Origin of the sequence: Enterococcus silesiacus, from assembly GCF_001886225.1 — a bacterium.
GTDB classification, from domain to species: Bacteria; Bacillota; Bacilli; order Lactobacillales; family Enterococcaceae; genus Enterococcus_L; species Enterococcus_L silesiacus.
On sequence record NZ_JXLC01000003.1, the window covers coordinates 89,629 to 109,414 of the forward strand.

The following is a 19,786-nucleotide window of genomic DNA, read 5'->3' on the forward strand; positions in this document are numbered from 1 at the left end:
ATCATAATTGCTTTTTGAATTGTGCTTCATATAATGCATGATAATAGCCATCTGCTTTATGGATCAGTTCATCATGACTGCCGATTTCTACGACAGAACCTTGATCCATAACCAAAATTTTATCGGCGTTTTTAATTGTCGAAAGGCGATGTGCAATCACGAAGCTTGTGCGTCCGTCCATCATTTGCAAGAAAGCATCCTGAATGTTTTTTTCGGTCAACGTATCCACAGAACTAGTCGCTTCATCTAAAATCAACATCGGTGGATCACTGATCATTGTTCTGGCGATCGTCATCAGTTGTCTTTGACCTTCGGAAATTTTAATCCCACTTGCACCAATCAAAGTATCTAAACCTTCAGGCAAACGGGTAACAAAATCAAAAATATAGGCTTTCTTCATAGCAGCTTCGATTTGAGCATCCGTTGCCTCGGCGTTTCCGTAAGTCAGATTATCACGAATCGTGCTGTCAAATAACCAAGTATCTTGCAAAACCATCCCAAAACTTTTACGCAAACTATCTCTTGTGACCTGCGTGATGTTATGGCCGTCAATTGAAATTTGTCCACTATCTACCTCATAAAAACGCATCAGTAAATTGACTAAGGTTGATTTACCGGCACCTGTTTTTCCGACAATAGCAATCGTTTCACCAGGGAGGGCGGTCAAATTAAAGTCTTGGATCAATGGTTTTGAGGGTGTATAAGCAAAATCTACATGCTCAAATATGACTTTTCCTGTAACATTATTTAAAACAAAAGCATGTTCGCCCTCTGGTTTTTCTTCAGATTGATTGATGATTTCAAAGGTACGATCTAATCCAGCTAGAGCCGTTTGAATTTGAGTAGTAATTCCTGATAACTCAATAAACGGTTTAGAAAATTGGCTAGAATAAATAGTGAAACTAGAGATAACACCAATTGTAATTGCTTGATTCCCACTTAATAATAGAAGTCCTCCGACAAGACCAATCGATAGATAAGCTAAATGATCGATAAAACGAGAGAGCGGATTTGTAAGTGAAGAAGAGAACTGTGCTTTTTGACCACGAACATATAAGTCTTGATTCAATGCTTCAAAACGTTGTTGAGAAACGCTCTCTTGTTGAAAGGCTTTGACGATTTTTTGATTTCCAACCATTTCAGAAACATAACCAGAAATCTCGCCTACGATTTTTTGCTGAGCAGAAAAATTTTTCTGAGACGATTTTGCAACGGCCCAATTGACTAGAAAAATAATTGGTGTAGCGATCAAAACAACTGCTGTAAGAAGTGGGCTTAGCTTAAGCATAAAGAAGAATGCAATGATCACCACAGACAGTCCTGAAAATAATTGGTTAAAGACAGCCGAGCAAGCGACAGAAATATTATCCATATCATTTGTAAAACGACTGACGATATTTCCATGAGATGTTTGATCGTAATAATTTAACGGCAGACGATTTAAATGAGCGAAGGCATCTTTTCTAAGTTCTGCCACAGAAAGATAGGAAACACGATTTCCTAAACGTTGAATCAGCCATTGACTGATTACTGTAATGACCAAAATACCAGCTAAAGTGCTAAGAAATCGCAAGAGAATCGTAAAGTCAACAGTGCCCTTCCCGATCATTGTATCCACAGATTTTCCCATATAGTAAGTCATCAAAACGGTCGTTAAGCCACTGAGAATACCAAGAATAACCGCTGCAATCATTTCCTTAGGATAGCGAAGCAAATAGGGCATGAAACGATTAAATGAATTAGTTGCTGTTTTTTTCGTTGTCATTCGTTCGTTTCCTCCTCTTGTGAAGCGACTATTTCTTGATAGGCTTTAGAATGGCGTAATAATTCCGCGTGTGTTCCTAGCCCAACTTGTTGACCGCTAGCTAAAACTAAAATTTGATCTGCTTGTTGAATCGAACTGATTCGCTGAGAAATGATGATAAGCGTCGTTTCCTTTAAATCTTGGCGTAATGCGGTGCGTAAATTTAGATCTGTTTGATAGTCTAAGGCGCTTAATGAGTCATCTAAAATCAAAACGTCTGGTTTATGAATCAAGGCACGGGCAATCGTCAAGCGTTGTTTTTGACCACCAGAAAAGTTTTTCCCACCTTCGTATACTTTGGTATCTAAACCTTCACTTAGACTTTCAACGAAATCTTTGCATTGAGCGGTTTCTAACGCTTGCCAGCAGTCTTCATCAGTCGCATCTTCTTTTCCCCATTGAAGGTTTTCCCGAATGGTGCCTGTAAATAAAACAGCAGTTTGAGGCGTAATGGCGATTTTTTTGCGTAGTTTTTCTATAGACCAGTCACGCACATTAATCCCATCAACGAATAGATTGCCTTCACTGGTATCATAGAAACGGGGAATCAATTGAGTTAACGTACTTTTTCCACCGCCAGTCGGTCCTGTAATCCCCAGAATTGAGTTCTTAGGAATTTTCAATGAAATATCTTTTAAAGCTAATCCAGCGGTTGGTTGGTAACGGAAGGAGACATGATCAAAGACGATTTCTTTTGTTTGACCGTCAGAAGTAATGCCATCGCCTGTTGACTGAATACTAGGATCCACGGACAGCACCTCTTGAACTCTTGATGCTGAGGCTGAAGCGCGTGTAAAAATGATTACCAAATTTGAGACAACGATCAATGCAAGCAACATCTGATTCATATAATTGATCAAAGCCAGCACTTCACCTTGTTGCAATCCGCCAATCTCGACTTTGATTCCGCCAAGATAAAGTAAAGCCAAAATACCAAGATTCATTACTAAGGTGGTAGCTGGAGTCAATAAAGCTGAAATATTTGAAACACGAATATAGATTGAAGAAAGATCATCCGTTACTTCATTAACATGTTTTTCTTCCGTTTGTTTTCTAGCAAAGGCCCGAATGACACGGACACCGCTCAAATTTTGACTGATTTGTCGGTTTAACAGATCCAGCTTTTCTTGAACTTTTTTATATAAAGGCACTGTTGTTTTGATAATGAAATAAAGAATAAGACAAAAAATCGGCAGCATCAGTAGAAAAATCAGTCCCATCTGTACATTGATATAAAAAGCCATAATAACGGAACCGATACTTAAAAAAGGTGCCCTGATCACGAGTCGAATCAACATCGCCAAAGCTAACTGTAGCTGATTGATATCATTGGTCATGCGTGTGATCAACGTGTCCGTTCCAAAGCTATTTAACTCAGCATGAGAAAGTTGGTTGATCTTTTTCATCAATTGATTTCTCAATTCTGTTCCAAATCCTTGGGAAGCAATGGAAGAATAATACTGACAAATCATGACACAACCAAGCCCAATGACTGACATTAAAAGCATCCAACCAGCCATTTGTAGTACATAGGCGCGGTCATTGTTTCTAATGCCCTGATCAACTAAACGAGCCATGAATAAGGGCAAAACTAATTCAAAGCAAGCTTCTAAAAACTTAAAAAACGGGCCAAGGATAATTTGCTTGCGGTATTTGCTTGTATATTTCAGTAAATTGATCATGGTTTCCTCCTAAATTTAAAAGCGGAACAAATCGGTTAATCCTTTAGAAAATCAGAAAATTGGCATTGAAATGTTCTTTGTTTCACTGATAATTTATCTATTTTCCTAATGATTGATTTGTGTAGCTAGATATGGTTAAAGGCTAAATAAGCTAATTGAAATTGATAAAAAATAAGTACGCGTGACTAGAACAAACGTTTCAATATTTTTATTTCAAACGATTGGCTCATTCATTTGAATCGTAGCCATGTAAAAACGATAATATCATCATATTTTTTGTATGTTTCAAAACAAGATAAATAATCTCTTCTATTGTATAACAATCCCTCGTGAGAATAAAGTTGCTCGCATAAAATCATGGTTATTTGTTACAATAGATAGCAAATGCTATTTTAAAGGAGAAAATATATGAATGAATTTGTTAAAATCGTTTTACTATTTTTCATCTACTCATTTATTGGTTGGCTTTGGGAAACTGTTTACTGCTCATTAAAGGCTGGAAAATTTGTGTATCGAGGCTTTTTAATAGGACCCTATTGTCCAATTTATGGTTTTGGAATTTTAGGTGTGCTTTATTTTTTAGAGCCGCTTAGACAAAACATTGTGGTTTTGTATTTACTATCGACGATTTTGGTTACTATTTTAGAGTATATCACGAGCTATGGTCTAGAAAAGCTGTTTCATGCTTCATGGTGGGACTACAAGGATGTCCCTTTAAACATCAATGGTAGAGTCGCATTACCTGTCTCTCTTTTTTGGGGGATCGGTTGTGTATTGATCGTTCGGGTAATTCATCCCAGAGTAATGCTGCTTGAAAGCTTTTTATCCGAAAAATTTGGTTTGATTCTACCAATTGCTTTATTAGTGATCATAATCAGTGATTTGATTTATACCTTAGTTAACATGCAATCATTTAAAAAAGCGACAGCACAGATCAGTACCGCTGTTGAGGAACGTAAACAAGAACTAACAGCTGCCTTGACTGAGAAACGAGATGAACTATCAGCCAATTTTTCTGAGTTAAAAGAATCTGTAGCAGAAGAAATCAATGAACGAAAACAAGCCAAAACAGCTGAACGGGTTTCTTGGCTAGAAGAGTTTAAAGAGACGCCAGCAATCAAAAAAATAGTCGCTCATATGAACTTCAATCAAAAACGATGGGTGCGGAATTATCCTAATTTAAAGCTTAAAAACCTAAAAAACTCTTCTGAAGTACAGCAAATCATCAAAAAAAATAAAAAAAATGTCAAATAAATCTTATTAAGTATAACAGGATATTCGTGTGTCTTATTTGATCAATAAAGGTTGATAGCTAAGTCTTTTTACAGATATTTCCCCACTAAAATGAAGCAGATATTACCATACAATGTTACAGAAAAAGAGGTGTTTTCTCTGAAACGTAACAAATTGTAACAGTATTGAAATAAAATAAGCTCTATAGATTAGTATAATAGGTAGAGTTGGATTTAGTTAGGAAAGGTGTTGGATTCAGTGAAAGTAAAAAAATTGATACCATTTTTAGCTGCTATCATGCTAGTAAATGTTGCTCTTCCAATCGGTGCCGCAGCAGAATCATTAGATGAGCTGAAGGACAAAGAAGCACAAGCCGCACAAACGGGAGAATCACTTAGCGAAGATATCAATACAGCTTTGAATGATGTTAATGAAAAATACGCTGAAATTGAAAAACTCAAAGCAGATATTTCAAAAGCTGAAGAAACAATCAAAAGCTCTGAAGCTGAAATCACAGTGACAGAACAAAGCATTGCACGCCGCAAAGAAGTCGTTGGAGATCGTATGAAGGATATCCAATTGAGTGGGGAACAGCGTACATGGCAAGTATTATTAGATGCTGAAAGTGTATCAGATTTCTTTAGTAAAGCGTATGCGATGACAATCTTACAAAATGCAGAACAAGAAAAGATTGAAAGTCTATCTAAAGATAAAGAAAAATTATCTGATCTTCAAGAAACTGTAAAAAGCAAACAAGAAGAATTGCAAACCAACGAATCAAAATTACAGGATGAAGCATCAGCAATGGATGAACAAGTTGTAACCTTAAAACAGCAATTATCTGATAATCAAGCAGCGTTACAACAAATCGCCAGCCAAAAACAGACAGAAGAAAAACGAATTACAGATGAAAAGAAAGCCGCTGAAGCTCGTAAACAACAAGAGGCAGCAGCTGAAGCTCAAAGAAAAGCTAATGCTATAGCTTCATCAAGCTCAAGCAACAGCTCATCATCGTCTTCTTCAAGTAGTGATTCAAGTAGCAGTTCTAGCTCTAGCAGTGAAGAACAGCCTGTTGTTACACCACCATCTCAACCAGAAGAAACACCAATCACAGGTGGAGACACTGGTAACGGTGGAGCTAATGGTCGAGTACTTTATATGCAATCAACGGCCTATTCGTGGAAAGAAGCTGGTTCAGGCTTTATCACAGCAACAGGGATCGATCTTCGCTCGCAAAGCAATGTGATTGCAGTTGACCCAAGCGTGATTCCTCTAGGATCATTTGTAGAAGTAGAAGGATACGGCTTTGCTGTTGCCGGAGATACCGGTGGCGCAATCAAAGGGAATATTATAGATGTCCATTTCCCATCCGTTGACCAATGTTTGGTTTGGGGACGTAGAAACAACGTTAAAGTGACAATTCAATAAAAAAATGAAGACACTCCTTAGAGTGTCTTTTTTTTCTGTTTTTTCTTAGAGACAAAATAGCGAAGTATAACAAAAATCAGCCGAGACTAGCTCAAAACAAAGAACAGGTTTCCTAGTTAAAGAGCTATAGTTTAACTATGATTATTAAAACAAATTAAAATTGAAAGTGACTGTAATGCATTACTAAAAGATAAATGGTACACTTCAATATAGAAAGTGAGGAATAATAATGATTCGTTTTGCAACAAAAGAAGACGGAGAGGCGATTGCTCCGTTGATATTAGTTATTTTAAAAGATATGGAATTACCTTTATTAAAAATTATCCCTGAAGAGACAATTTTGGCTGTTTTAGCTGAAGCAGTTGCAGATCCAGTCTATCGCTATGGTTATCAACGAGGACTAGTCTATGAACAAGACGGACAGGTTGCTGGAATTGCTTTTGGTTATCCAAATGAAGATGAACCGCTAATTGACGAACCATTGAAAAAAATACTACGTAAATACAATTTGGATGAAGAAATCAGGATATTTGTCGATCCTGAAACCTTACCAAATGAGTGGTATTTGGATACGATTTCTGTTGATGAAAAGTACCGTGGGTTAGGAATCGGTTCTAAGTTATTGGATGCTCTACCAAAAATGGCAAAAAAAGACGGCAAAGAAATCATTGGCTTAAGTGTGGATAAAGCCAACCCGAATGCAAAAAAATTGTATAGTCGCAAAGGCTTTAAAGATGTAGCTGAGATGATGATCAGTGGACATTTATACGATCATATGCAAAAAAAAATCAGCGAATAAACGCTGATTTTTTGTTTCAACAAGTTCCCCAACCAATGATTGGTTTGTGATTTTGATTTTTCTTTTTATTGTACAACCAGTAATCCAATACAGCAGCAACGCAAATACATAAAGGTGCATCAGCATCATTAGCAACATCTAAACTAAAATAATTACCTGTAAAAAGCGTAGCCTTGTTCATTTCCATGATTTTCCGATTGACCTGATAAATAGAATAGTGGTGATTTTTAATATCCCCTAAAACCGTCCAATGCATATGTTGAATATAGTAAAAATCAGCATTTAAATTCAAAATTTTCCGAAGCACACCAACTTTTTCAAAGCCTTTATATAGGTCAAAGCGTGAGCCAAAAGCAAAGGATGTCTGCTTGATGCTGGCAACTAATTCTCCGCTCATTGTATAAAGAGAAAGTGCGTCACCACGTGTACCCCACCGACCAACAAGTAAGAAAAGAGACTTGCCGTCCTCATCTTTAACAATCGTTCTGGTAACATTGCTTAGTTGCTGTTCTTGAATAAAAAACTCAGACACAATATCTCACCTCTTTTCTTCGTTGTTTGGCAGCTGAACTAGAAATTTTTTATAAATCTTCTCTAATAGCACGTGTGATCGCTTCACCAACACCATTTTCTAAATTCGTGGAGGTGATGTATTTGGCATGGTCTTTAACTTCTAACTCGGCATTTCCCATCGCAAAACTAACACCAGCCCATTGTAGCATGCTAACATCATTAAAATTATCCCCGATTGTCATGACTTCTTTTTCTGAAATGCCGCGATCTTTTGCAACATGAGCTACGGCGATTCCTTTTTGAGCATTTTTATGATTGACTTCAATGTTATTTTGAGCAGAGGATGTGACGACTAAATCAGCTAATCCTCTGATTTGAGTGCTTGCAGGTGCTAGTACTTTTGGTCCTTCCATACTAAAACCGATAATTTTTAAGACTTCAATATCATCCTGCTTAATCAAGGTGCGCATATCATCGATATAAGTGATATCTAATAAAGATAAGTGAGCTGCAGCCATCGCAATCGCTACTTTATAGGTCAAATGGGGCATAGTTGTTGCAATGTGAGAAGCAAAATTTTCAATTCTTTTTTCTTGTCGCTCAGAATAAATACCTTTGTTAGTAGAGACTTCAAAGTAGATATCATGTGCATCTAAAATATCCAAAATTTCTATAGTTGTCTTCTTTTCAATTCCGGCAGTAAAGAGTGAATTACCTGCTTTATCGAACACTTTGGCACCATTCAGGGTAATCATTGCACATTCGATCCCCGCTTCATCCAGAGCAGGTTTCGCTTCGGTGTATGCTCGTCCAGTAGCCACCATAAACTCAATACCTAAACGCTCTGCTTCTCTAATAGCTGAGGCATTGTCTTTTGAAATCCCCATCTTCGAATCTAGTAATGTTCCGTCCATATCTGAAGCAATCAATTTAATCATAAAATTTTCTACACCTCGTTTATTTAACTTATCTATAGTTTACCATGTTTTTTCCATTTCGGTGCAGAAAAAATTCCTTGTCACTACTTAAAAAATCAGATATGCTTATTGTGTCAAAGAAAGCTGTCAGAATAGACGTTTTAATTAATCATAGTTGGAAAATAGTGTACGGTTCAAAAAGAAGGAGGACAATGAATGAAAGCAATTATTCATAATAGTTGGCAAAATGTTTTAGAAGAAGAATTTACAAAGGATTATTATTTAAAATTACGAGATTTTCTAAAACAAGAATACAGCCAACAAACAATTTACCCAGATATGTATCATATTTATTCAGCATTGGAGCTTACACCTTATGAAGATGTAAAAGTGGTGATCTTAGGACAAGATCCCTACCATGGACCAAATCAAGCTCACGGGTTGAGTTTTTCTGTGCAGCCAGGGGTCAAGACACCGCCATCTTTAATGAACATTTATAAAGAATTACAAGAAGATCTGGGCTATCCGCTGGTATCGCATGGCTTTTTAGAAAGCTGGGCAAAGCAAGGGGTTCTTTTATTGAACACAGTCTTAACTGTTCGGAATGGTCAAGCTTATTCTCATCGTGGACAAGGCTGGGAAAATTTGACGGATGCCATTATAAAAAAATTGAATGAACGAGAACAACCAATCGTATTTATTCTATGGGGCAAACCAGCCCAAGAAAAAATCAAAATGATCGATACCAACAAACATATTATCATTAAATCACCACATCCAAGTCCCTTAGCAGCCCATCGTGGCTTCTTTGGCTCAAAACCATTCTCAAAAACAAATCAGGCTTTAGAGCAACTTGGAGAAACGCCAATCAACTGGCAGTTGCCTGATACAGTGTCTTAAAACAGTTCATTCTGTTATAGTGCAGTAGGGCCTGTTTGTGAAAACAATATCAGAATCAGCATTTTTTCCACTAATACAGCTATAAATAACTGTTATTTTCTTGTAGAATGGTGTATGATAAGTTTGTATAAATAATCAGTTGGAGGGTATATCGTGGAATTATTCGATAGCTTAAAATTTAAAGTCATTCGCCGCAACATCAAAATTGTTTTCCCAGAAGCAACAGATCCTCGTATTTTAGGGGCTGCAGCTCGTTTGAAAGCAGAAGAATTAATGGAGCCGATCTTGATCGGTAAACAAGAAGCAATTGTGGAAGCAGCTCACGCTCGCGGAATCAAAGCATCTAACTTTACAATCATCGATCCAGATAATTATGATGGATGGGAAGAGATGGTTACAGCGTTTGTTGAACGCCGCAATGGAAAAGTCACAGATGAAGACGCTCGTAAGATTTTAAAAGATGTCAACTACTTTGGGACAATGCTTACTTACATGGGACTTGCTGATGGTATGGTCAGTGGTGCGATCCACTCAACTGGAGACACTGTTCGTCCAGCACTACAAATCATCAAAACAAAACCAGGTATTAGTCGTACAAGTGGTGCAATGATCATGGTTCGCGGTCGCGACCAAGAAAAATACATCTTTGCAGATTGCGCGATCAACGTAAATCCAACAGCCCAAGAATTAGCTGAAATTGCGGTTGATAGTGCAAAAACAGCTGAATTATTCGATATCGAGCCAAAAGTAGCTATGATGAGCTTCTCAACAAAAGGTTCTGCAAAAGCACCTGAAGTTGACAAAGTTGTTGAAGCAACAAAAATTGCTAAAAGTTTAGCGCCTGAACTTGAAATCGATGGTGAATTACAATTTGATGCTTCATACGTAGCATCTGTTGCACAATTAAAAGCACCAAATTCACCTGTTGCAGGACAAGCTACAGTCTTTGTTTTCCCAGAATTACAATCAGGAAATATTGGCTACAAGATTGCCCAACGTTTAGGTAACTTTGAAGCGATCGGTCCAATCTTACAAGGGTTGAACAAACCAGTATCTGATTTATCTCGTGGAGCAAATGAAGAAGATATCTACAAATTATCAATCATCACTGCAGCACAAACATTAATGAACTAATCGAAATTACTAGAGAGTTAAAACAAAGCGTTTCACGTTTTGCTTTGGCTCTCTAGTTTTTTTTTCAATAATTCGGTATACTACACTACATAGAAATATGGAAAGTTTAAGTAGGTGAAAAAAATGGATATCACAATCAATAATCCTAAAGAAACGGAATCTCTGGCAAAAATTATCGGGCTAGTTGCTGAACCTGGCGACAATATTATTCTTTCAGGAGATTTAGGCGCAGGAAAAACGACGATGACTAAAGGGATTGCTTTAGGCTTAGGCATCGAGCAAATGATCAAAAGTCCCACTTATACGATTATTCGCGAGTACCAGCAAGGACGCTTGCCGTTGTATCATATGGATGTATACCGTATCGAAAATGGCGCTGATGATCTTGGGTTAGATGAATATTTTGAAGGTGATGGATTATCTGTCGTTGAGTGGGGAAAGTTATTGGGAGAATTTTTACCGACAGATTATTTAGATATTACTCTTAAAAAAGATTTTGAAGATATGGAAAAAAGAGTCGTGTCGATTCAATCATTTGGAACGCAGGCAGAAAAATATTTGGCTCGCATTCAGCAAAAATTGGAGGAAAGTATATGACAGAGGTTGAATTTACGATTCGGGAAGCGATTCCAGATGATGCAGCAGAGATTTTACACGCGTTAAAAACGATTGGCAGTGAAACACCTTATTTGGTAATGGATGAAAAAGGGATGGAAATGGCGCCAGATGAGATGAGCGAGAACTTAGCGAATCTTTATGAATCACCAAATAACGTATTGATGGTCGCACTAGCAGACGGGAAAGTCATTGGTACGGCTTCTGTTAAAGCATCATCGAAAAAACGGATGGAACATATCGGCGAAATCGGCATCAGTATTTTAAAGGATTATTGGGGCTTCGGTTTAGGAAGCCTGATGATGGAAGAGTTGGTTTTGTGGGCGAAAGAAAGCGAAGTGATTCGTCGTTTAGAATTAACGGTGCAACATCGAAATCAGCGCGCAGTCCACGTTTATGAAAAAATGGGCTTTAAAACAGAAGTGATTATGTCTCGTGGGGCGAAAACCGATGATGGTGAATTCTTAGACGTTCATTTGATGAGCATGATGATTGATTGAGATAAGCAAAAGGATTGAGCATAAAAATGTGTTCAATCTTTTTTTGTAACGCCTTGTTACTAAAATGTCACAAGTTACTTCTTCCTTTATTATGTAACGACTTTCTTCTTTTCTATATATTCTCATTTGGCAAAAGGCTATACTAAGGTCAGATAAAACGCTTAAGGAGCTGAACGAAATGTCAAAAGGAATTAAAATCGTTACGATCGGTGGAGGATCAAGTTACACACCAGAATTAGTTGAAGGATTTATTAAACGATACGATGAATTGCCTGTACGTGAGTTATGGCTAGTTGATATTGAAGCAGGAAAAGAAAAACTAGAAATCGTGGGTGCAATGGCGAAACGTATGGTTAAAGCCGCAGGTGTTGACTGTGAAGTGCACTTAACTTTAGATCGTCGTGAAGCATTGAAAGATGCCGATTTCGTTACAACACAATTACGTGTGGGACTGTTAGATGCACGTATTTTAGATGAGCGCATCCCATTAAGTCATGGGTTGATCGGTCAAGAAACGAATGGCGCCGGTGGAATTTTCAAAGCGTTGAGAACTGTTCCAGTCATTTTAGATATTGTAGAAGATATGAAAGAACTTTGTCCAAATGCTTGGTTGATCAACTTCACCAATCCAGCAGGAATGGTCACAGAAGCTGTTTTGCGTTATGGTAATTGGGATAAAGTGGTTGGTTTATGTAACATTCCAGTAAACGCAGTCTTTGAAGAAGCAGAATTATTAGGCGAAAATAACCGTGATTTATTCTTCCAATTTGCTGGGATCAATCATTTACACTGGCATACAATTACAGACAAAAATGGAAAAGACCGTACGGACGAATTGATCAAAGTAATGTATGGTCAAGACGATGCCAAATCAATTGTAGCCAACATCAAAGATAATAACTTGATCTGGGAACAAGTTGAAAATCTACACATGGTTCCATGTCCATACCACAATTACTATTACTATACAGATAAAATGTTAGCAGAAGAATTGGAAGATTTCAAAAACAACGGTACACGTGCTGAAAAGGTAAAAGAGATCGAACATGAATTATTTGAATTATACAAAGATCCTAATTTAGACTACAAACCAAAACAATTAGCAGAACGCGGCGGTGCACGTTATAGCGATGCAGCGTGTGAAATCATTAACTCTATCCATAACGATAAACGTACAACCATGACTGTTAGCACTAGAAACAATGGTACGATCACAGATTTACCAGCTGAAAGTGCCGTAGAAGTAACTTGTACGATTACAGGAAAAGGTCCAGTACCTTATAACTTTGGTAGCTTTAAACCTCAAGAACGTGGGTTGTTACAAGTGATGAAATCAATGGAAGAATTGACGATCGAAGCAGCTGTTACAGGGGATTACGGTACATTATTACAAGCATTCACCATGAATCCGTTGATTACAAGTGGAAATGTTGCAAAAGAAGTAATGGACGAATTACTAGAAGCACACAAACAATATTTACCAGCTTTCTTTAAAGAAGGAAAATAAACTGAAAAAGCAAGACCATTCGTTTTATGAGTGGTCTTGCTTTTGTTTTTGTACTTCTTTTGCCAAATATTCTACTGTATAAAGTGCGGGTACCTGAGATGTAATATCGCTATCCCCAATTCTTTCTGTTGAAATATAATAAGGAATATTCACATCTGAAAGGGCGGCAATCGGTGATTTTTCACTATTTGTAATTGAAATGATCGAGCTATCATTTGTAATAAAATGATTCAGATAATTGATGATCGCTTCATTCTCGCCACTAACGGAAAGAGCAATGACACAAACATTTTTGGCCATACTTTTATTGAAAAAGTTCACAGGATGATTGATTGGATCTTCAATGTGAAACGCCATACTGAAAATAGAGGAAAAGTACAATGCTCCATATTCAGCAATAATATTGGATGATCCTGTACCAATAAATAAGACAAGATCCTTTTCAGATAACAATTTTGCAGCTGCTTGAATTCGTTCTTGGTAAAAAGCTTCTGTAGACCGTTGGATAAAATTAGTAAATGATGTTTCATCTACAGCGTGTGTTGTAACAGGTTCCGTCAACGATTTTCGATATAAATTCAATTTGATTTTAAATTCGGAAAAACCTTCACACCCAAACTTTCGGCAAAAACGCAAAATACTGGCGGTGCTGCTATGGGTTTCTTTGGCTAACTCACGGATGCGCATGTAAACCACTTCATCGATGTGAGAGGCAATATATTTATAAATTTCTAAATCGATGGGACTTAAATCTGGACTATGATCTAAAAATAACAAGCTGTTCACTACTTTCTTTGTTAATATTATTTATTCAAATCAATACTATAAACAAAATGACGCACAGGCAGACCAGAATAATCTTTGTCGAATTGCTTTATAATCGTCATTCCATTCTTTTCTGCAACTTTTCGAGAAGGAATATTTGTGTCTCGAATGATCGAACAAATTTTTTCTGCTTTTAATTTATTTTTTGCATAGGTGAGACATAATTGGCTAGCAGAAATTGCATAGCCTTGGCGCCAATATTTTTTATTGACCAAGTAGCCAATTTCTAGCAATGCTTCATTTTCAACATCAGAATAAACAATACCACATTGACCGATAAAAGCCTCACTTTTTTGATCGATGATCGCCCACAGACCGAAGCCGTATTCTTGATAGCTTTTAAAATTCCAGCTCAACCAATCTTTGACTTTTTCTTCTGAGAAGGCTGATTCATAGGCGTACATCGTTTCTTCATCTTGTAAAATCAAACATAAATCCTTGAAATCATCGGTTGTGAATTCTCTTAAATAGAGCTGTTCATTTTCGATTATTTTTTTCGGCATCATTCGTTCCTTCCTTTTTATCAAAATCTAATTTCTAATTCATAACATACAATGGCCAAAACTTTCCTTGGACAATTTTTTAAGACTTCTTTTGCATAACTATGCACTTGATATCATAAATTAGTGGAGAATGACCTTAGCAAAATTGTCTGTTCGTTATTTAAGTGGTATTGCTGGATCAAGGCTGATAAACCCGTAGTGAACTCTTGTAGAAACATTATATGATACGTACTTTCAAAGAAAATCTATTTTAATATATTCTATCATAAGTCTTTTTAAAATAGGAAAAACTACTGTTGTTCAAAACAAAAGAGAGTATCTCTTTTTAAAATTGTTTTTTTATAACTTAATAGTTAGTAACTTAAAATTAAAAATTCCTACAATTAGGTTGACTTAGTCAACCTAATTGTGGTTTAATATATGTATTAACATGTTAATGAACACATTTGAAAAAGAAAGAAGGTCAAGAGATGAAACAAAAAATAATAACAATTTCTAGATTTATATTAGCACTCTTAATCACACTAGGACTTCTAGAAAGATTAGGTATTTTTAATGGAGAGATAGACTTAACAATGTTTGTTTATTATACAAATTTGAGCAATGTATTAGTGCTGATAGTAAGTGGCTATACTGCATATAAAATGTTACAAGCAATAATCAAAAATGAAAATTTTAGTATGAGTAGTCGCTTAGAGAAACTACGAATAGCTACTACTGTCATAATTGTAATAACTGGATTGGTATATCACTTTGTCTTGTACCCACAGTATAGATCTGAAGATCCATATTATAATTGGTTTACATTTTATAATATTATTTCTCATTATGTTGCGCCAATAGCTATGTTTGTAGATTGGTTATTTTTCGATCAAAAGATAAAATTAAATGTAAGTGATCCAATCAAATGGTTATCAATTCCAATTATTTATATCGGCTATGCACTAATTTACGGATTAGTGGGTCCGATTATCCCTAAAATAGGAACATCTTATGTGTATTTCTTTTTTGATATTGATAAAAAAGGAATCACAGGAGTTTTTAGCTGGGTTGTCATATTGCTGATTTTCTTTCTAGTATTAAATTATCTTATATATTTTTTAAATAACAGTTTGGCTAAAAGACAACAATCAAGTAAGAAGGTATAGACATTGTTATTCTTTACAGAAACTGAGATTTTTGAATCAAGTTAGAAACTTAAGCTCTGATACTTGGATGTCAGAAAGGTTGGGAATCATTTCTTTAAAAACTAGTTAATGAACTCTAAACAACGATAAAAATAGTATTATCATTAGGTTTTTGCACACTAATGATGATACTATTTTTATTTGTTTTGGGAGGATAACACAAGTGAAATGGGAAGAATTTGAAAGAAGGTTGAAAGTTTATAAGAGAGGATGCAATGTATACTGATTTCATAAGTTAGTCAGTACAGCTAAAGTCGCCCGTGACTATAAATGAGAGGGGAAGTTTAGATGATGAAGGGTGTTTCTACTTTTTTAGATAAGAAAGATCTATCTTTTAAGCAGCAAGATAAGACAATCAAAAATCAGTTAAAAATTATCAAAAAGCTGCAAAAAAGAGTTAAAGAAGAACAACGACGAAAAAATCAGCTTGCATCTCAATTAAAGCGATCGCTTCAACAGTTAGAAGAAATTAAAAGAGCAACAAAAGACTAAAGGAGGAAATGAACATATGACAGCATTAAGTGGAGTAGATGTAGTTTGGCGTTTTCGTTTAGCCGAAGATGAAGGAAATGAACGTGCGTGGGGATTAGCCTACAGTACAGAAAATGGTTACTCAAAATCAAAAGAAAGTGAATCGACTGTGACCAAAGATGGCAGCGTAGTGACGCCAGGTGCAACTGAAACAACAGTAACTGCCACAACATTATACAAAATCGGTTCGACACAAATCGATAAATTAGAAACAGCGATGGATGAAAATAAGCGTGTTCAAATTTGGCGTATCAATACCAAAGAAATTGGTACTGGCAACGATGAAGGGAAATTCAAAGCTAAATATTTTGAAGGCTATTTTACTTCATTTGAAGAAACTGATTCAGCAGAAAATAAAGTTGAATATTCTTTAGAATGGGCAATCGAAGGCGCAGGTAAGAATGGTTTTGCGGCATTAGAGCTTGATACTTCTGAAGGCGGCGATTATGCATTTAAAGATACTGTAAAAGTGGAAGCTAAAGCATAATCACTTTATTTTATAAAATACTTGAGGCCGGGACATAACTCTACGAGTTACATTCCAGCCTCAAGGAATCCGAATAAACGGTGGGAGCAGAAGCAACCCCTTCGGAAATAAGCTGAAATTCACAAAAATTTGAAGAGCTATTTTCGTGAATTTCCTCTTATTTCTCGGAGTTAAACACTTCTGTCCCAACCTCACAATCAGGAGGAATAAATATGGAATTAACAATGAACGAAAAAACATTTAACTGCACATTCGGCTACGGCTTCTTAAAAGAAATCAACAAACGTTATTCAGTAGAACGCGGGGGTATGCAGTTGAAATTAGGAGTAGGTGCAATTGTTTCGAATCTGCTTTTATCTGATGTCGATACATTATTTGAAGTTTTATTGATTGCGAATATGACAGAGAAACCTCGGTTGACGGTCAAATTTTTAGAAGAGTACGTTGAACAAAATGGCACAAAAAATCTGTTCGAAGAAGTGATCGATGAGCTAAAAAAGTCGGAATATACTGGGATGATGACCAGCAAAATGCTGGAAGAAGCACAAGCGTAACTAACATAGATTTTGATGAAGTATATGAACATGTCCGTTTAAATTGTTTACGTTTTTTGCAGATTGAAGATTTTAATGAAATTGCACGACTGACGATTCCGGATTACGAATTACGGATGAAGGCCTATCAATTAAAACAGTTAGATCGACAATACGAGATACATCTTCAAGCTTGGGCAACGGTTATGGCAGGACAAACACGCAAGGGCAAACCGATTTTCAGAACCTTTGATAAGTTCTTCGATTATCGCAAGGCAGAAGAGAAAATACTTGGTAGACAAAAAAGAACTTCTCCTGATAAAGAGAAACTTCAAAATTGGATCGCCAATTTTAATTCATAGGAAAGGAGGGGGAAAATGGAGAAAAAACAAAATGTAACGACAGTCTTATCAGCTATAGACAATAATTTTTTTAAAACATTAGCTAGTGCTGAGGGGGCACTTAACAATACTAAAGGAACATCAGATCGTTTATATGAATCTTTTACTAAATTAGCATCATATAATATCCCTCCTCAGAGTTTCGAGGTATTCAAGCAAAGTGCACAAGATGCTTCAACTATGGTGGATAACCTTGGGGAAAAGCTGAAAAAAAGATTTACTCCAGTTATTGAAAAGCCAAATTTGACTGGAATGATAGATGCTGTTGATAAAACAATTACTGATATCAACAGCAAGCTGAAACTATTTCATATGCCTAGTTTGGGAAAAATGATGAGTGGGGACGACTCTGTTTTTGGGAAAATCAACGGTAATATAGATAAAGTAACGCAGTCTTTTGGCGGAATGACTCAAAGTTTTGGTGATAAACAGAAACAAATGATTTCAGGTATGTCAAACTGGAAACAAAATCTTACTGGATTTACAGAAAATACTAAATATCAAATGAAGTTATTTACGATGGCTATGCGGACAGAAGGCTCTCCTATCGATAAGTTAGGTACAGCATTTGATGCGGTTTCTACTAAAGTTTCGTCAGGTTTTTCAAAGATGTATCAAAGCTCTGGAATGATGGGTTCAGCATTTAGGCAAGTTGGTGAAGGATTCAACGGTGTAAAAGATTATATGAGCGGTCTACCTGAAAGTGCAAGATATCAAATGAAGCTTTTAGGGATGCATATAAGAAGTGAGCATCCAGCTTTGGCTGAATTAGGAACCAAGTTTTCAGATATGTCTTCTCAAGTAGGTGGAACGATTTCTACTGTTGCTTCTAAATTTGGTATTTTAGGAGGAAAATTCACTGATACAATTACAAATTCTAAACTGTTAAAATCTACATTCAGCGGAATAGGAGCAACCTTACAAGGATCTGCTAATGTAGGAACAACGGCTATGACCTCAATGGTTCAAGGTTTGTCATCTGTTTTTGGATTTGCCTTAAAAGCATTAGGACCAGCGGCTATTTTAGGTGTTGCATTAGCTGGCTTTGGATTACTAGACAGCCAGTTTGATGGTCAAATAGGCAATATGATAGAAACAGCAACCACAAAAGGCCCAGCTATTATTGCAGGGTTTGTACAAGGAATTATAGAAAAGCTTCCAGAGTTGATGGAGACAGGTACGCAATTAATAGCTGGTTTGACAGAAGCTATCGCTGTAAATCTACCTGTAATCATGCAAAGTGCAGTTGATCTGATTGGCGCACTAGTTCAAGGTGTAATTGAAAGCTTACCTACCTTGATTCCAGCAGCACTGATGTTGATTGAATCATTAGCTACTAGTTTATTATCGGCAGCACCACAACTATTATTGACAGGATTAGATTTGTTGATTGCATTAGTCGATGGGATTTTAGCGAATAAGGATCAGATTGTTACTACTGTAACAAATATTATTGAAGCATTCACCACAAATATCACGAATAAATTACCAGAAATTATTAAAAAAGGTGTTGAGGTTTTAACAAAACTTGCAGAAGGGATCGCCTCTGTATTACCCACTTTGATACCAGTCGCTATAGAAGCAATTGCAACTTTAGTAGGAACACTATTAGAGCAGCTACCAACATTAATTGATGCAGCAATAAAAATTGTTGCAACGTTGTGCAAAGGATTATGGGATAATCTACCAGAAATTTTATCAGCAGCTGGTAAGTTGTTGGGGACTTTTGTTGAAGGGATTATTGGGCTTTTACCAGATATTGCTAGTGCAGGATTGAGAATGGGTAACGAAATAATCAAAGAACTTACAGGAGTAGATTTATTTGAAATTGGTGGCAATATAATTCAAGGCTTGATTGACGGTATCGGAGGGATGGCTAAAGCAGCATTAGATGCAGTCAAGAACCTTGGTAAAAGTATTGGAGATGCATTTAAAGGTCTTTTCAAAATCCATTCACCATCTCGCTGGATGCGAGATGAAATCGGAGCGATGTTACCCGCCGGTCTAGCTATCGGTATCGAAAGAAATGCTCATGTAGTTGACCAACCAATGGATAAATTAGTCTCTCAAATCATGCTGCCAAGCTTAGATAGTTTAGATCAACAGTTAGAAACGGTCCAAGATGTATCTATCCAATCCAGTAGTAAACAAATGATGGTTCAAACCAAACAACCTGCAACCTTCAACATCAAGCTCGGTAATCAACAATTCAAAGCCTTTGTTTCCGATATTTCAGAAGCAATGGGACAAGATTCTGCTATTAACTTAGCATTTTAGAAGGAGGGAA

General features: G+C 36.5%; 20 protein-coding genes. 14 read left to right on the forward strand and 6 right to left on the reverse strand.

The window, feature by feature from the left end:
* Window position 1: 1 nt before the first annotated feature.
* Together RV15_RS02790 and RV15_RS02795 are read right to left on the reverse strand one after the other, a co-directional pair.
* Entirely contained in the window at window positions 2–1,765 is a 1,764-nt protein-coding gene (locus RV15_RS02790) for an ABC transporter ATP-binding protein (RefSeq protein WP_071876537.1), read from the reverse strand.
* Window positions 1,762–3,486, reverse strand: coding sequence for an ABC transporter ATP-binding protein (locus tag RV15_RS02795; protein ID WP_071876538.1), 1,725 nt, complete (start codon window positions 3,484–3,486; stop codon window positions 1,762–1,764). The genes RV15_RS02790 and RV15_RS02795 overlap by 4 nt, the downstream gene beginning before the upstream one ends.
* A gap of 408 nt (window positions 3,487–3,894) precedes the next feature.
* Here RV15_RS02795 and RV15_RS02800 point away from each other — a divergent pair, with 408 nt between their 5' ends.
* From RV15_RS02800 to RV15_RS02810, 3 genes are all read left to right on the forward strand, one after another.
* A complete protein-coding gene (locus RV15_RS02800) occupies window positions 3,895–4,740 on the forward strand; it encodes a putative ABC transporter permease (RefSeq protein ID WP_071876539.1) in 846 nt (281 codons plus the stop codon).
* Window positions 4,741–4,965: 225 nt separating this feature from the next.
* Window positions 4,966–6,147 (forward strand): 3D domain-containing protein, encoded by a 1,182-nt coding sequence (locus tag RV15_RS02805; RefSeq protein ID WP_425429261.1) that lies wholly within the window; start codon window positions 4,966–4,968, stop codon window positions 6,145–6,147.
* Between the two features lie 229 nt (window positions 6,148–6,376).
* Window positions 6,377–6,946 (forward strand): GNAT family N-acetyltransferase, encoded by a 570-nt coding sequence (locus tag RV15_RS02810; RefSeq protein ID WP_071876541.1) that lies wholly within the window; start codon window positions 6,377–6,379, stop codon window positions 6,944–6,946.
* Window positions 6,947–6,962: 16 nt separating this feature from the next.
* Here the strand turns inward: RV15_RS02810 and RV15_RS02815 are convergent, their stop codons facing one another.
* Both RV15_RS02815 and RV15_RS02820 read right to left on the reverse strand, forming a co-directional pair.
* Window positions 6,963–7,478, reverse strand: coding sequence for an LURP-one-related/scramblase family protein (locus tag RV15_RS02815; protein WP_071876542.1), 516 nt, complete (start codon window positions 7,476–7,478; stop codon window positions 6,963–6,965).
* 49 nt (window positions 7,479–7,527) lie between these two features.
* A complete protein-coding gene (locus RV15_RS02820; protein WP_071876543.1) occupies window positions 7,528–8,397 on the reverse strand; it encodes a Cof-type HAD-IIB family hydrolase in 870 nt (289 codons plus the stop codon).
* Between the two features lie 195 nt (window positions 8,398–8,592).
* On the opposite strand from RV15_RS02820, the gene RV15_RS02825 reads away from it, so the two are divergent.
* From RV15_RS02825 to RV15_RS02845, 5 genes are all read left to right on the forward strand, one after another.
* Complete coding sequence (locus RV15_RS02825; protein WP_071876544.1) at window positions 8,593–9,276, forward strand: uracil-DNA glycosylase; 684 nt, start codon at window positions 8,593–8,595, stop codon at window positions 9,274–9,276.
* A 153-nt stretch (window positions 9,277–9,429) separates the two neighbouring features.
* Entirely contained in the window at window positions 9,430–10,410 is a 981-nt protein-coding gene (gene pta, locus RV15_RS02830) for a phosphate acetyltransferase (protein ID WP_071876545.1), read from the forward strand.
* 123 nt (window positions 10,411–10,533) lie between these two features.
* Window positions 10,534–11,007, forward strand: a complete 474-nt coding sequence (gene tsaE / locus RV15_RS02835; RefSeq protein WP_071876546.1) for a tRNA (adenosine(37)-N6)-threonylcarbamoyltransferase complex ATPase subunit type 1 TsaE — start codon at window positions 10,534–10,536, stop codon at window positions 11,005–11,007.
* On the forward strand, window positions 11,004–11,525 hold the full coding sequence (locus tag RV15_RS02840; RefSeq protein WP_071876547.1) for a GNAT family N-acetyltransferase: 522 nt from the start codon (window positions 11,004–11,006) through the stop codon (window positions 11,523–11,525). The genes tsaE and RV15_RS02840 overlap by 4 nt, the downstream gene beginning before the upstream one ends.
* A gap of 178 nt (window positions 11,526–11,703) precedes the next feature.
* The gene (locus tag RV15_RS02845) at window positions 11,704–13,032 is read left to right on the forward strand and encodes a 6-phospho-beta-glucosidase (RefSeq protein WP_071876548.1); all 1,329 of its coding nucleotides are present in this window, start codon (window positions 11,704–11,706) and stop codon (window positions 13,030–13,032) included.
* A 24-nt stretch (window positions 13,033–13,056) separates the two neighbouring features.
* Here the strand turns inward: RV15_RS02845 and RV15_RS02850 are convergent, their stop codons facing one another.
* Window positions 13,057–13,809: a MurR/RpiR family transcriptional regulator gene (locus RV15_RS02850; protein ID WP_071876549.1), complete on the reverse strand. Its 753-nt coding sequence runs from the start codon at window positions 13,807–13,809 to the stop codon at window positions 13,057–13,059.
* Window positions 13,810–13,835: 26 nt separating this feature from the next.
* Entirely contained in the window at window positions 13,836–14,363 is a 528-nt protein-coding gene (locus RV15_RS02855) for a GNAT family N-acetyltransferase (protein ID WP_245791201.1), read from the reverse strand.
* A 467-nt stretch (window positions 14,364–14,830) separates the two neighbouring features.
* Here RV15_RS02855 and RV15_RS02860 point away from each other — a divergent pair, with 467 nt between their 5' ends.
* The 6 genes from RV15_RS02860 (at window position 14,831) to RV15_RS02890 (ending at window position 19,776) form a co-directional block, all read left to right on the forward strand.
* Window positions 14,831–15,508 (forward strand): Pr6Pr family membrane protein, encoded by a 678-nt coding sequence (locus RV15_RS02860; protein ID WP_071876550.1) that lies wholly within the window; start codon window positions 14,831–14,833, stop codon window positions 15,506–15,508.
* Window positions 15,509–15,835: 327 nt separating this feature from the next.
* On the forward strand, window positions 15,836–16,039 hold the full coding sequence (locus RV15_RS02865) for a hypothetical protein (protein WP_245791203.1): 204 nt from the start codon (window positions 15,836–15,838) through the stop codon (window positions 16,037–16,039).
* A gap of 16 nt (window positions 16,040–16,055) precedes the next feature.
* Complete coding sequence (locus RV15_RS02870) at window positions 16,056–16,565, forward strand: phage major tail protein, TP901-1 family (protein ID WP_071876551.1); 510 nt, start codon at window positions 16,056–16,058, stop codon at window positions 16,563–16,565.
* Between the two features lie 212 nt (window positions 16,566–16,777).
* Window positions 16,778–17,119 carry a tail assembly chaperone gene (locus RV15_RS02880; protein ID WP_071876553.1) on the forward strand — a complete coding sequence of 114 codons (342 nt, stop codon included), beginning with the start codon at window positions 16,778–16,780 and terminating at the stop codon, window positions 17,117–17,119.
* Window positions 17,120–17,175: 56 nt separating this feature from the next.
* Complete coding sequence (locus tag RV15_RS02885) at window positions 17,176–17,460, forward strand: hypothetical protein (protein ID WP_083429079.1); 285 nt, start codon at window positions 17,176–17,178, stop codon at window positions 17,458–17,460.
* Between the two features lie 15 nt (window positions 17,461–17,475).
* Window positions 17,476–19,776, forward strand: a complete 2,301-nt coding sequence (locus RV15_RS02890; RefSeq protein WP_071876554.1) for a phage tail protein — start codon at window positions 17,476–17,478, stop codon at window positions 19,774–19,776.
* Window positions 19,777–19,786 lie beyond the last annotated feature (10 nt).

What these genes read in the sequence shown, in the direction of transcription:
- RV15_RS02855 (WP_245791201.1), bottom strand. Translation starts at nt 14,363, where the DNA reads ATGATGCCGAAAAAAATAATCGAAAATGAACAGCTCTATTTAAGAGAA.
- RV15_RS02790 (WP_071876537.1), bottom strand. Translation starts at nt 1,765, where the DNA reads ATGACAACGAAAAAAACAGCAACTAATTCATTTAATCGTTTCATGCCC.
- RV15_RS02800 (WP_071876539.1), top strand. Translation starts at nt 3,895, where the DNA reads ATGAATGAATTTGTTAAAATCGTTTTACTATTTTTCATCTACTCATTT.
- tsaE (WP_071876546.1), top strand. Translation starts at nt 10,534, where the DNA reads ATGGATATCACAATCAATAATCCTAAAGAAACGGAATCTCTGGCAAAA.
- RV15_RS02825 (WP_071876544.1), top strand. Translation starts at nt 8,593, where the DNA reads ATGAAAGCAATTATTCATAATAGTTGGCAAAATGTTTTAGAAGAAGAA.
- RV15_RS02795 (WP_071876538.1), bottom strand. Translation starts at nt 3,486, where the DNA reads ATGATCAATTTACTGAAATATACAAGCAAATACCGCAAGCAAATTATC.
- RV15_RS02820 (WP_071876543.1), bottom strand. Translation starts at nt 8,397, where the DNA reads ATGATTAAATTGATTGCTTCAGATATGGACGGAACATTACTAGATTCG.
- RV15_RS02870 (WP_071876551.1), top strand. Translation starts at nt 16,056, where the DNA reads ATGACAGCATTAAGTGGAGTAGATGTAGTTTGGCGTTTTCGTTTAGCC.
- RV15_RS02865 (WP_245791203.1), top strand. Translation starts at nt 15,836, where the DNA reads ATGATGAAGGGTGTTTCTACTTTTTTAGATAAGAAAGATCTATCTTTT.
- RV15_RS02840 (WP_071876547.1), top strand. Translation starts at nt 11,004, where the DNA reads ATGACAGAGGTTGAATTTACGATTCGGGAAGCGATTCCAGATGATGCA.
- RV15_RS02860 (WP_071876550.1), top strand. Translation starts at nt 14,831, where the DNA reads ATGAAACAAAAAATAATAACAATTTCTAGATTTATATTAGCACTCTTA.
- RV15_RS02880 (WP_071876553.1), top strand. Translation starts at nt 16,778, where the DNA reads ATGGAATTAACAATGAACGAAAAAACATTTAACTGCACATTCGGCTAC.
- RV15_RS02890 (WP_071876554.1), top strand. Translation starts at nt 17,476, where the DNA reads ATGGAGAAAAAACAAAATGTAACGACAGTCTTATCAGCTATAGACAAT.
- RV15_RS02810 (WP_071876541.1), top strand. Translation starts at nt 6,377, where the DNA reads ATGATTCGTTTTGCAACAAAAGAAGACGGAGAGGCGATTGCTCCGTTG.
- RV15_RS02845 (WP_071876548.1), top strand. Translation starts at nt 11,704, where the DNA reads ATGTCAAAAGGAATTAAAATCGTTACGATCGGTGGAGGATCAAGTTAC.